Below are 12329 nucleotides of genomic sequence, written 5' to 3' on the forward strand. Positions count from 1 at the left end.
GAGACGAAACCGACCTGAGGAGAGATCCCGTTGCCACGCCCGTCCCGCACCACCGCGCTGCTGCTGGCCTCCGCCACCGCCCTCACCCTGCTGGGCGCCGCCGATTCGAGCGCCCAAGTTCGCTCGTCGGTCCGCGAGTTCGGTCGCACATCGGTCCGCTCCGGTATTCCGGTCGACGCGAAGCGCTTCGCCGTCACCAGTCCCGACCTGGTGAACGGCGGCTTCCCGCAATCGAATTGGGCGAACGCGTTCGGCTGCGACGGCGGCAACCGCCCGCTCCACCTGGAGTGGCACGGCGCCCCCGAAGGCACCCGCAGCTTCGCCGTCACCATGTTCGACCTGGACGCCCCGACCGGCTCCGGCTTCTGGCACTGGCTGAGTTGGGACCTGCCGGCCACCACCACCGCACTCGGCGACACCCCGCCGCCCGGCACGGTCTCCGGGACGGACGACGCCGGCCTGCGCGGCTACCTGGGCCCCTGCCCGCCGGTCGGCGACCGCCCGCACCGCTACCGGATCACCGTCTACGCGCTGGACACGCCGAGCCTGGCCCTGCCGGCCGAAACGCCGCCCGCCGTCACCGCGTTCACGATGAGCGGCCACGTCCTGGCCTACGCGCAGGTGACGGCGGTGGCCGCGCGGTAGCCGTCCCCGATCAATGCGGCCGGTCCGCACGCGAGTTGATTGCCTGCGGGCCGGACTGCGGTGGGGGAGCGGTCGGTTCACCGCGGTGCGTGCCGCGGTCGGTTCACCGTGGTGCCTGCTGCGGTCGGTTCACTGTTGCGCGTGCCGCTGGCGGTCAGTTCAAGGTGATCAGGTGGAGTCCGCCGTCCGACTCCAGCACGGTGCCGGTCAGGTTGCGGTTGGTGGCGGCCAGGGCCACCGCCTCCGCGACGTCCTCCGCGTCCGCGATCCGCCGGACCGGCAACTGGGCCGCGGCGTGCGCGAAGTAGGCCTCCCGGGCGTCTTGCGGCAGACCGTCCCACCACGGGGTGGCGACCAGGCCGGGGGAGACCGCGTTGACCCGGCGCGGGGCGAGCTCGACCGCGAGCGGCCGGATCATCGACTCCAGCGCGCCGTTGACGGCTGCCAGGCCGGCGGTGCCCGGCAGGGCCGTCCGCGCGGAGATGGCCGTGACCAGGGTGATCGACCCGTCCTCGGCCAGGTGTGGCAGCGCGGCCTGGACGGTCGTCAACTGCCCCCAGAACTTGGCCTCGAACGCGCCGCGCAGGGCGACCAGGTCGAGCTCGGCGAACGGGCCCGCTCCCTCGGCGCCGCTGAGCGCGACCACCAGCCAGTCCAACGTCCCGATGGTGCCCAGGACTTCGGCGATCTGCTCGCGGTCCCCGCCGTCCGCGCGGTGCCCGACCAACTCGGGGTCGCTCACCGCGAGCGCCTCCAGGCGCTCCTTGCTGCGGCCCACCACGTGCACCGCCGCACCCTGAGCGTGCAGCCGGCGCGCGGTGGCCAGCCCGATGCCCGAGGTGCCGCCGACCACCAGTGCAGTGCGCTCACTCATGCGTGCCATCTCCCCTGTGCCAGTTCCTGTGTCGGTTCCCGGGTCGGTCCCTGCACCCGTCCATGCGCTGCTCCTCGGGCCTGCTTACGTGAACCGACTCTCGCGGTTCGGCTCTCGTGATCCGGCTCTCGCAGTTCGGTCCGTGGCTCGGTCTCGCGGTTCGGCCGAAGTCGGTTCCGGCGGAGTGCGCTCCCGATGTGGTGCGGTGCCGGCCGTCCGGCTATTTCGAACCGCGACGTCTCGTCTCGAATTAAGGTAGCGTGCTGCCCGTGATCGAGCAAGCAGAATCTGCCGCCGGCAGAGCACCTGACGGAACATCAACTCCCGGACGTCCGGGCCGACGTCGCAGCGAGGAGAGCCGGCAGGCGATCCTGACCGCCGCGATCGAACTGCTCGGCGAGGTCGGCTACGCGCGCCTCACCGTCGAAGGCATCGCCGCCCGCGCCGGCACCGGCAAGCAGACCGTCTACCGCTGGTGGCCTGGCAAGGCGGACGTCCTGCTCGAAGCCGTCACCGTCCATGCCCGGCAGCACATCGCACTGCCCGACACCGGCGACCACGCCGCCGACCTGCGGACCTTCCTCGCCGCCACGTTCGCCGCCGCCACCCCGCCCACCACCGACGCCCTCCGCGCGCTGATGGCCGAGGCGCAGGTCGACCCCGCGTTCGGCGACCGCTTCCGCCAGACCCTCCTGCACCCGCGCCGCGAAGCCCTCGGCACCCTCGTCGACCGCGCCCGCACCGCCGGACTGCTCGCCCCCCACCTCACCACCCCCACCGCCGTCGACCTCGCCTTCGGAGCCCTCTGGTACCGACTGCTCGGCACCCGCGACCCGCTGGACGACGACCTCGCGGAACTCCTGACGCGGACACTGCTGCAGCCGCCCGCCGCACCCTCCGGAGACGCCCCCCGGATGTGATCGCCGGACCTGATCGCCGGACCTGATCTCCGGACATGATCGCCGGAACGCGATCGCCGGGCGGGGCCCTCGGTCGTGGCCCTCGGTCGTGGTCGCTGGACGCGAGGGTGGACGGGAGCTGATGATCGGCCGCGGAGCGGGGTGGTGCGGGACCCGGCCGCGGGCCCGTCGGGGAGCTGACCGACCATGGCGGGGTGCCCACCGACTCACCCTCCCGCCCGCCGATACCCGCCCCCGCCCCCGCGTCCCGGCTGCGCCGGCTGACCCGCGGCGCCTTCGCCGACCTCACGCCGCTGCGCCACAGCCCGGACTACCGGCGGCTCTGGTTCGGACAGTCCGTGTCCGCGATCGGCCAGCAGATGACCGCCGTCGCCGTCTCCGTCCAGGTCTACGACCTCACCGGCTCCACCTTCGCCACCGGCCTGGTCGGACTCTGCTCCCTCTTCCCCCTGATCGCCTTCGGCCTGTACGGCGGCGCGATCGCCGACCGGGTCGACCGCCGCCGCCTCGGACTGATCGGCTCCGGCGGACTCGCCGCCGTCTCCGCCCTGCTCGCCGTCCAGGCCCTGCTGCACCTCGACACCGTCGCCCTGCTCTACGCGGCCGTCGCACTCCAGGGCGGCTTCTTCGCCGTCAGCTCGCCCGCCCGGTCCTCGATGATCCCCCGACTCGTCCCGCGCGAGCAGTTGACCGCCGCCAACGCCCTCAACACCATCGGCATGAACCTCGGCCAGACCGTCGGACCGATGCTCGGCGGCATCGCCATCGCCGCGTACGGCGCCCAAGCCGCGTACCTGGTCGACACCGTCGCCTTCACCGCCACCCTCTACGCGATGTGGCGACTGCCCGCGATGCGCCCGCAGAGCGTCGGCGGCAAGCGCGCCACCGTCCTGGACGGCCTGCGCTTCCTGCGCGACCAGCCCAACCTGCGGACGTCCTTCCTCGCCGACCTCGCCGCGATGATCTTCGGCCTCCCGCGCGCCCTCTTCCCCGCCATCGCCGTCGCCTTCTACGGAGGCGGACCGGGCACCGTCGGCCTCCTGGTCGCCGCCCCCGCCGTCGGCGCCCTGGCCGGCGGACTCTTCTCCGGCTGGATCGGCCGCATCCACCGGCACGGCGTTGCCGTCCTCGCCTCCGTCGCCGCATGGGGCCTCGCCATCGCCGCGTTCGGACTCGTCCACAACCTGCCGCTCGGACTGCTCCTGCTCGCCGCGGCCGGCTGCGCCGACACCGTCTCGATGATCTTCCGCAACACGATGATGCAGGTCGCCGCCCCGGACGAGATGCGGGGCCGCCTCCAAGGCATCTTCATCGTCGTGGTCGCCGGCGGGCCCCGCCTCGGCGACTTCGAATCCGGCACCGTCGCCACCCTCACCACCCCCACCGTCTCCATCCTCACCGGCGGCCTCGCCTGCGTCGCCGCCGTCCTCCTCCTCGCCGCCCGCCGCCCCGCCTTCCTCCGCTACGACGCCCGCCACCCCACCCCCTGACCCGCCCCCGCCACACCCCCCGAAACCTGGCAGCGAGCACCCCCCGACGTGCTGTATTGTTTTCCACGTCGCCGGGACACCGGAGACAAGGTCAGAAGGCCAAGAAGCCCGCCGGGCAACTCGGCAGACGACCACGGGACGTGGCGCAGCTTGGTAGCGCACTTGACTGGGGGTCAAGGGGTCGCAGGTTCAAATCCTGTCGTCCCGACAGTGATGTCGGAAGGCCGTTGATCGGGAGAAATCCCAGATCAGCGGCCTTTTCCGCTGTCCGCCTCTTGATGCCGCCACCTGCCCCTGCCATGCTTCGGGCGATCTTGCCAGGGGCCAGCCGGGGACCGCGGTGTCGGCCGGGCACAGCCGGGAGGGCAATGGGGCCGAGCCTCGTCGGGGAAGAAGGCGGCGCGCGAAGCCGGGAGAACCCGGGGTCCAACACGGTGCCGAAGATGTACGTGCGGCGGTTCGCCGAGCACCGCGGCCGACGTCAGCACGAACTGGCCGTCCGCAGGACCGCCGCCATCGACGCACCGTTCCCGCGATGGTCGGCAACATCCTTGCCGAGCGCGGCTATTACTGGGGGATCACCCTGGAAGGCGTGCCCCACCACGTGGTCGAGGATCGCCCAGGAACTCGCCGCCGCCATCCTGTCCGGCAGGTCCGCCGACCGGCTCGCCCCCTGGCGTCCCGACCGCGCGCCCATCGCGGACCGGACGAAGCAGGAAGCCGTCGAGGAAGCGCTCGTCCAGCACCGGGCGCTCGCCGCCGAATCCCGTCTGCGCCCGCCCCTGACCGGCGACTGGCCCGGCCGCCTGGACGACGCCTACCGCCACCAGCTCACCACCGCCTACGACCGCCTCCCCGAAGGCTTCACGCTCCCACCCGAGTTGGCACCCCTCGCCTACGAACACGGCCCCGAACTGGCCGAACTGATCGCCCGTCACCTCGCCCGCGCCGCCCGGGCCGCAGCGCCGGCGCGTGCGGTCGGCGGGAGGAGCGGGCTGCCGTAGCGCACCGACCGCTGGCCGCCGAGGGCCGGCAGGGGCAACGACCGGCGCCCTCCAGCCGGTCCGGCGGGTCGTCCGGTTCGGCCGGGCACCGGACCGGGCCGCCGATCCGACCTGGTCCTGCGACCGTCGCGGAGCAACCGCGGCCGAGACCCGCCCCCGTGTCGAGGGCACCGCCCCGGCCGCAGCCCCGCTCGCCGTCCGAAAAAGCGCCGGGAAAGCGGGCTGCTTCGCTCTCGCAGGGGCCGCGGGGCCGGAGAGGCGGGCAGCCGCGGGCGGGTCGCGGCGACCCTGCTCACCGCTTCGGCGTGGACGGTCTTGTGCTGGTAGTCCCGCGCCAGCAGGCTTGCACCGTTCCAAGGCCGGGACCCCGCACCGGCGGCAACGGCTCGGTCACCGCTTGCTGAGCATCCGTCAGGGACGGGGCGCTGAAAGGCCCGAAGCCGCCCGCCCGTGCCGAGTCGGCGGCTCGGCAGGGCAGGGCAGAGCAGGGCAGGGCAGGGCGGGGCGGGGCACGGAGGTCACCGCACGGCTCACTGGCCGGTGCGGCAGCCGTGGGCGTCGCCGCCGTTCCGGGGCGGGCGCGGTTCAGTCGACGGGCGGGGTGAGGCGCAGGAGGCCCTCGATCTGTCCTTCGGCGATGTCGGCGGCTCGGCTGAGGTAGCTGCCGATGACGGCGAGCTGGGCGTCGTCGTAGGAGGCGATGAGTTCGGCCTGCGCCTGTTCGGCCTGCTCCCAGGCGGCGGCGACGTCCGGCCGCCGTTCGAGGGTGAGCCGGACGTGGACGAGGCGGCGGTCGGCGGTGTCGCGGCGACGGGCGACCAGCCGGGCCTGTTCGAGGCGGTCGACGAGCCGGGTCGCCGAGCCCGTGGTGAGGCCGGTCAGGTCGGCGATCTGCCGGGTGGTGAGTTCGCCGCGCTGCTGGGCCAGCGAGCGCAGGCACTGGACGTCGGTCAGGCCGAGGCCGAGGCCGGTGGCGAGCGCCTGCTGGTAGCGCACCCAGACGGCGTGCCGCCGGTTGCCGAGCGCGGCGACCCACGCCACCAGTTCCTCCCGGGTGGGCTCCGGGCCGGGGGAGTCCGGGGCCGGGTCGGCCGTCGGGTCCGTGCCGCCGCCTCTCGTGGGACGTGCAGTCATTGGTCGCCTCTCCACTCTTCCCGCTCACGCAGTCACTGCGTGGCGCAGCGACTGTGTAAAGTGACCCGGCAAGCGTACGTCGCGCCTGCCTTCCGCCGCCGGGCCGCGCCCGGTCGGCCGCCGTCCCCTGCGCGGCCCCACTTCCCGGGGGCCCCACTTCCCGGAGGATCCCTGGTGTTGTTCCCCGCCCTTCGCCGACCAGCGACCCGCACCGGGCCCGCGCCGACCGCCCGCCAGGCCGACCGGTCGACCGCCCCTCACGCCGACCGGTCGTCCGCCCGTCACGCCGACCGGTCGTCCGCCCGTCACGCCGACCGGTCGTCCGCCCGTCATGCCGACCGGTCGTCCGCCCGCCACGCCGACCGGCCGACCGGCCGCCACCGCGGCCGGGCGACCGCCCTCGGCCTGGCCGCCGCCCTCGGTGCCGCCCTGCTGGTGCCGGTCGGCGCGCCGCCCGCGGCCGCCCAGCCCGGCCCGCCGAACAAGCTGGGCCCGGTCCAGTTGCAGAACGTCACCACCGGCCTGTCCGTGGACGCCGCCGGGCAGGACATGGCGGACGGGCAGCCGATCCTGCAGTACGTCTTCAAGGCCCAGGGCAACCAGGAATGGTGGTTCGAGCCCGTCGGCTCCGCCTACTACCTCAAGAGCAACGTCAACGGGGCGTACTGCCTGTCCCGCACCGCGCCGGACGCCCAGGGCCAGGTCCTCGCCGAGCTGCGCACCTGCGGGGGCCCCGAGACCCAGTGGCAGTTCGAGCAGGTCAGCCCGGACGTCTTCCACATCAAGGCGCCGGGCCAGGAGGTCTACCTCAACCCGGCCACCGACTTCGGCGGGGAGTCCGCGAACGGCAGGCGGCTGACGGCGGGCGCGAAGCAGCCCGGCACCCAGAGCCAGTGGTACCTGACCAACACCTCGCTCCAGGAGGGCGAGGCGCCCGCAGACCCGCGACTCGACCAGGCCACCTTCCTGACCACGCACAACGCCTTCCACAACGCCGCCGAGGCGGGCCCGATCGCCCCCAACCAGAACCGCTCCCTGCTGACCCAGCTCCGCGAGGGCGTCAGCGGTCTGATGCTGGACGCGCACATGCGCGGCAACGACGTCGTGCTCTGCCACGCCCCCTGCCTCGACGGGGGCGCCCGCCTCCTGTCGGACGCCATGGCCGAGATCGTCACCTTCATGAGGACGGAGCAGGTGGACGGCCAGAAGCCGATCGTCACCGTCTTCTTCGAGGACTACGCCGACCGCACCCGCATGCGGCAGACCCTCGAAGCCGTCCCCGGCCTCAAGGACCTCGTCTTCGACCCGGAGACGAGCGGCGTCAGCACCAACGGATGGCCCACCCTGTCCGCGCTGCGCGCCGCCGACAAGCGGCTGCTGCTCTTCACCGACGACCACGGCACCGCCATCCCCGAGGTCGGGCTGCGCCCCGGCAGCGACTGGACGGTCGAGAACTACTGGAGCATCGGCGACACCGGCAGCAACTGGGACTGCTACAGCCGCTGGGGCGGCGTCCCGCTCACCCGGCGCAACGCCAAGTTCTCCCCGCTGTTCGTCATGAACCAGTTCCGCAACGCCCCGACCATCATCAGCGCGGCCATCGACAACGGCGACAAGCTGGTCGAGCGCGCCCGCAACCACTGCGGCCCGGCCGCCCGCAAGATGCCCAACTACGTGGCCGTGGACTTCTACGAGATGCCGCTGGGCGGCGCCACCCACCGGGCGATCCAGACGATCAACCGCCTCCACTACGTCGAGGGCCCGGCCGCGCCCGTCGTGCCGCCCACCGTCCCCGCCGGCTTCGCCCGCCCCGCCGACACCTCGGTGGCCAAGGGGTACTCCTTCCTGCGCACGGCCATGAACGAGTTCCCCTACCCCGTCTCGCTGGGCCTGCCGCGCAGCTACCGGGGCGGCTACTTCGCCCCCGGCGACCAGTTCGGTCCGACCGGCTTCCAGTCGTCCTTCGTCTACGACGACGCCCTGATGATCGACGCGTTCCTCGGCAGCGGCAACGCCGACGACAGGGCGCGGGCGGTCACCCTCGGCGACGCCCTCCTCTACGCCCAGGACCACGACCCCCAGCCGGACGGCCGGCTGCGCTCCTCCTACCTGCCCGAGCCGTTCGTGACGAAGACGGGCGCGCCCTACATCGGCGGCTGGTCCACCTACACGGGCAACATGGCGTGGGTGGGCATGGCCTGGTCCCACCTCTACCGGGCGACCGGCCAGCAGCGCTACCTGGACGGTGCGCGCAAGGCGGCCGAGTGGATCCAGAGCCACGCCGCGGACAGCCGGGGCGCCGGCGGCTACACCGGCGGCGTCCGGGCGCTCGACGAGGTCGGAGCCGAGTACCAGGCCATCACCTGGAAGGCCACCGAGCACAACATCGACGTGGGCGCCTTCTTCGCGATGCTCGCCACCCTGACCGGCGACCAGGTGTGGAAGAGCCGCTCCGACGCCGCGTTCGGGTTCGTGCGCTCCATGCGGGCCGCCGACGGCCACCTGTGGACCGGCACCGGACTCGACGGGGTCAGTGTGAACACCGACGTCGTCCCCGCCGACGTCCAGGTCTGGAGCTACCTCGCCACGCTCAGCCCCGACGACGCCCCGGCGGTCGACTGGCTCGTGCGCAACCAGCTCACCCAGGACGGTCCCTACCAGGGCGTCCCGTTCGGCAGCGCCGACCGCAGCAAGGTGTGGTTCGAGGGCACTGCCCAGCTGCTGAGCGCCCTCTACGCCCGCGGCCGCGCCGAGGACGCCGGCACCGCCGCCGCCCTGGTCTCCTCGCTCGCCACCGCCCAGGAGCAGGCCCCCAACCACGACGGCTTCGGCATCGTCGCGGCCTCCCGGGACGGCCTCGACACCGGGATGGGCGACCAGTACTACGCCTCCCTCCACACCGGCGCCACCGCCTGGTACCTCCTCGCGGCCCGCAACTCCAACCCGTTCCGCCTCTGATCACCCCCTGCTGCGGAAGGGCCGGCCCCCGCCGGCCCTTCTTCGCTCTCCTGAGCTCTCCTGAGCTCTCCTGAGCTCTCCCGAGCTCTCCCGAGCTCTCCCGAGCGGCGGCACCAGCGCCGGGCGGGCGGCCGTCAGTACAGGGCGGTGCCCATGGGGGAGTGGTCGCCGGTGACGTAGGCGCGGATCGCTGCCAGGTAGGCGGCGCGGTCGACCAGTCCGGTGCCGGTGGGATCGAGTGCGTCGAAGGCCGCGTCGGCGTTGTCGGGCCGGTTGCCGAGCGCTTGGCGCAGGGCGGTGAACTGGGCCCGGTCGAGGGCGCCGTCCCGGTCGGCGTCGGCGAGGTCGAAGAGGGCGCCGAGGGCGTACTGGCAGACGGTGTCGAACTTCTCGGCGTCCACCCAGGCGGCGTACTCCTGATAGGTCATCACGCCGTCGCCGTTGGCGTCCATGGCGGCCCAGGCGCGTTCGCCGGCGGTGCGTGCGGCGATGACGAGGGGGTCGTCGTCGGTTCGTCCGGTGGCTCGTCGGACGCGTTCGATGCGGACGAAGTAGTCGTGGCGGGAGGCGACGCCGTCGCCGTCCGTGTCGAGCATGGCGTAGATGCGGGCCTTCGGGCTGACGGTGGTGTCGGCCGGGGCGGGGTGCGGCATTGGCGGGTCCTCTTTCGCGGGCGGGCGTCAGTGGGTGAGGCGGAGGACGAGGGTCGAGTCGACCTCGGTCTCGCCGGCGGGGGTGCCGCAGCCGGTTCCGGTGCTGCTGCCCACGGCGTTGAGGGTGTCGCCGGCGAAGTGCGCGCTGTCGTCGGTGACGGTGCCGGTGACGACGAGGGAGGCGGTGCCGTTGACCTTGACGACGTCGGTGTGCTCGAAGCGGAGGGTGGAGGTGGTCCGGTCGGCCCAGTGGACGGTCGTGGTGGAGGTGTCGCCGTGTTCGTCGCCGGTGCATTCGGTGGCGGGCATGGTGACCGTCCGCTCGAAGGCTCCGGTGACCGTGGGGGTGCCGGCGGCGTCCACGCACTGGACGGTGCCGGTCATGGCCAGGGTGTCGGGCAGCGGCAGGTTGGTGCCGCCGGGGTCGACGGCGGAGGCGAAGACGCCGTGGGCCTTCAGCACGCAGGTGGCGTCGACGGTGGGTTCGCCGGGGTCTGCGGAGGCCGAGGGCCCGGTGAGCAGCGGCACCAGGGCGAACAGCGGCACGGCGGCCAGCAGGGCGCGGCGGACGGGGTCTTCATGGTCGGTCTCCTGTGCTCTCTGGTTCTCGGGAACGGCCCGACGGCCGTGACCGGCGGCACGCGGCGACGTCGCGGTTGCCGGCGGCGACGGCGATCGTGATCCGAGATCCAGTGAAAGTCGGCTGGCCGCGTGTCCGCGAAAGGCCCGGCCGGTGTCCACTCCGATGGCTGATGCTCCGTCAGGCTCCGGCGTGGACGGAGCCGGTGGCCGTGGACGGTGAGCCGGCGTGGACGGCGATGACCGGCACCACCGCGCCGCGGAGCCGATCGGCAGGGGCCCGGGTGAGCGGGGCGCCCCCGCAGTGCTGCGGCTGCCCGGAGTGCGCGCTGCCCCGCCGGAACGTGTCGCGCCATCGGGGAGGGGTAGGCGCGGGAGCGGAGTCCGGGAGGAGGAACGGTGATGCCCGAAGCCGACACCTTGGCGGAGTACCGCCGGAAACGGGACTTCCGGCGCACGCGCGAGCCCAGCGGCGAGGGCGGCGCCGGGGCCGGCCGGGAACGCGCCTTCGTGGTGCAGATCCACGATGCCGGCACCATGCACTTCGACTTCCGGCTGGAGGTCGACGGGGTGCTCAAGTCCTGGGCCGTTCCCAAGGGGCCGTCCGGCGATCCGCACGACCGGCGCCTGGCGATGCCCACCGAGGACCACCCCCTGGAGTACCGCGACTTCGAGGGGACCATCGCCGAGGGCGAGTACGGCGCCGGCACGGTGATCATCTGGGACGAGGGCAGCTACCGGAACCGCAGCACCGACGGGCGCGGCCACGAGATCCCGTTCGCCGAGGCGCTCGCCGGCGGCCACGCCTCGTTCCGGCTGGACGGGCGCAAACTGCACGGCGACTGGGCGCTGACCCGCTTCCGGGACGGAGACGGGCAGCGGGAGGCATGGCTGCTGGTCCGGCACGGCCGGAGCGGAGCCGGCGGCACGCCCGACCCGCGCCGGGCCCGCTCTGCACGCAGCGGACGGACGCTCAAGCAGGTCGCCGCCGAGCAGGTCGGCGGATGACCCGGCCGGACCAGGACCGCCCCCCGCCCGCCGACAGGATCCGCGAGCGGGCCCGCCCCGAGCCGGCGGACCGAACCGGCCGCCCCGGCCCGCGCGACGACCGACGGCCCACCGACGCCACTCGGGAGCGAGGCACCCCATGACCAGCACCGGTATCCGCGCGAGCGGCCGCACCGTCCAGATCAAACGGGCCGACAAGGTGCTCTTCCCCGAGGACGGCCTCACCAAGGCCGACCTCGCCGACCACTACCGCCGGGTCGGCCGGTGCATCCTGCCCCACCTGCGCGGGCGGCCGCTGATGCTGGAACGCCACCCGGACGGCATCCACGGCGGACGTTTCCTGCAGAAGGACGTCCCCGACCACTTCCCGGACTGGATCCACCGCACCGAACTGCCCAAGGAGGACGGCACCGTCACCCACGCCCTCTGCGACGACCTGGCCACCCTCCTCTACCTGGTCGACCAGGCGTGCATCACCCCGCACCGCTGGCTGTCCAAGGCCGACCGTCCCGACCGCCCCGACCGGCTGGTCATCGACCTCGACCCGCCCGGCGAGGACTTCGCACCGGTCCGGCGGGCCGCCGCCCGGCTGCACGGGCTGCTCGACGAACTCGACCTGCCCGCCGCCCTGATGACCACCGGCTCCCGCGGCCTGCACGTCCTGGTCCCGCTCGACCGCCGCGCCCCGTTCGACGACGTCCGCGCCTTCGCCCGCGACCTGGCCGGCCTGCTCGCCGCCCGGTACCCGGACGAACTCACCACCGCCGCCCGCAAACAGGCCCGCCGGGGACGGCTCTACCTCGACGTCCAGCGCAACGGCTACGCCCAGACCGCCGTCACCCCGTACGCCGTCCGCGCCCTGCCCGGCGCCCCGGTCGCCGCCCCGCTGGACTGGAACGAACTGGACGACCCCGACCTCAGCTCGCGCCGCTGGACCGTCGCCACCATCGACGAGCGGCTGCACGGCGACGACCCCTGGGAGCGAGTGCTGCGCCGCGGCCGCTCCCTGACCGCCGCCGGCCGGAGACTGGCACAGCTGTGAGCCGGGGCCCGGCGGCGACGCT

The 12329-nt window shown here is 73.6% G+C and carries 11 protein-coding genes and 1 tRNA gene; 8 read left to right on the top strand and 4 right to left on the bottom strand.

Going from position 1 to position 12329, the window contains the following annotated elements; genetic code table 11:
* Positions 1–30 precede the first annotated feature (30 nt).
* Positions 31–645 carry a YbhB/YbcL family Raf kinase inhibitor-like protein gene (locus ACFV1L_RS04640; RefSeq protein ID WP_380362838.1) on the top strand — a complete coding sequence of 205 codons (615 nt, stop codon included), beginning with the start codon at positions 31–33 and terminating at the stop codon, positions 643–645.
* Positions 646–799: 154 nt separating this feature from the next.
* Here ACFV1L_RS04640 and ACFV1L_RS04645 read toward each other — a convergent pair whose 3' ends face one another.
* Positions 800–1519, bottom strand: coding sequence for an SDR family oxidoreductase (locus ACFV1L_RS04645; protein ID WP_380362840.1), 720 nt, complete (start codon positions 1517–1519; stop codon positions 800–802).
* Positions 1520–1788: 269 nt separating this feature from the next.
* On the opposite strand from ACFV1L_RS04645, the gene ACFV1L_RS04650 reads away from it, so the two are divergent.
* From ACFV1L_RS04650 to ACFV1L_RS04665, 4 genes are all read left to right on the top strand, one after another.
* Positions 1789–2439 carry a TetR/AcrR family transcriptional regulator gene (locus ACFV1L_RS04650; protein WP_380362842.1) on the top strand — a complete coding sequence of 217 codons (651 nt, stop codon included), beginning with the start codon at positions 1789–1791 and terminating at the stop codon, positions 2437–2439.
* 251 nt (positions 2440–2690) lie between these two features.
* Positions 2691–3929 (top strand): MFS transporter, encoded by a 1239-nt coding sequence (locus ACFV1L_RS04655; protein WP_380363129.1) that lies wholly within the window; start codon positions 2691–2693, stop codon positions 3927–3929.
* Between the two features lie 134 nt (positions 3930–4063).
* Positions 4064–4137 (top strand) — tRNA-Pro (locus tag ACFV1L_RS04660).
* A 235-nt stretch (positions 4138–4372) separates the two neighbouring features.
* Positions 4373–4933: a hypothetical protein gene (locus ACFV1L_RS04665; RefSeq protein ID WP_380362844.1), complete on the top strand. Its 561-nt coding sequence runs from the start codon at positions 4373–4375 to the stop codon at positions 4931–4933.
* Between the two features lie 585 nt (positions 4934–5518).
* Here ACFV1L_RS04665 and ACFV1L_RS04670 read toward each other — a convergent pair.
* Positions 5519–6067 carry a MarR family transcriptional regulator gene (locus ACFV1L_RS04670; RefSeq protein ID WP_380362846.1) on the bottom strand — a complete coding sequence of 183 codons (549 nt, stop codon included), beginning with the start codon at positions 6065–6067 and terminating at the stop codon, positions 5519–5521.
* A gap of 174 nt (positions 6068–6241) precedes the next feature.
* On the opposite strand from ACFV1L_RS04670, the gene ACFV1L_RS04675 reads away from it, so the two are divergent.
* Positions 6242–9025, top strand: coding sequence for an RICIN domain-containing protein (locus tag ACFV1L_RS04675; protein ID WP_380362848.1), 2784 nt, complete (start codon positions 6242–6244; stop codon positions 9023–9025).
* Positions 9026–9159: 134 nt separating this feature from the next.
* On the opposite strand, the gene ACFV1L_RS04680 is transcribed toward ACFV1L_RS04675, so the two are convergent.
* Both ACFV1L_RS04680 and ACFV1L_RS04685 read right to left on the bottom strand, forming a co-directional pair.
* Positions 9160–9678, bottom strand: a complete 519-nt coding sequence (locus ACFV1L_RS04680; RefSeq protein WP_380362850.1) for an EF-hand domain-containing protein — start codon at positions 9676–9678, stop codon at positions 9160–9162.
* A gap of 27 nt (positions 9679–9705) precedes the next feature.
* Complete coding sequence (locus ACFV1L_RS04685) at positions 9706–10224, bottom strand: hypothetical protein (protein ID WP_380362851.1); 519 nt, start codon at positions 10222–10224, stop codon at positions 9706–9708.
* A gap of 435 nt (positions 10225–10659) precedes the next feature.
* Here ACFV1L_RS04685 and ACFV1L_RS04690 point away from each other — a divergent pair, with 435 nt between their 5' ends.
* Positions 10660–11265, top strand: coding sequence for a DNA polymerase ligase N-terminal domain-containing protein (locus tag ACFV1L_RS04690; RefSeq protein ID WP_380362853.1), 606 nt, complete (start codon positions 10660–10662; stop codon positions 11263–11265).
* Positions 11266–11404: 139 nt separating this feature from the next.
* On the top strand, positions 11405–12307 hold the full coding sequence (gene ligD / locus ACFV1L_RS04695; RefSeq protein ID WP_380362855.1) for a non-homologous end-joining DNA ligase: 903 nt from the start codon (positions 11405–11407) through the stop codon (positions 12305–12307).
* Positions 12308–12329 lie beyond the last annotated feature (22 nt).

Source organism: Kitasatospora sp. NPDC059646, assembly GCF_042734615.1.
Classification (GTDB): Bacteria; Actinomycetota; Actinomycetes; order Streptomycetales; family Streptomycetaceae; genus Kitasatospora.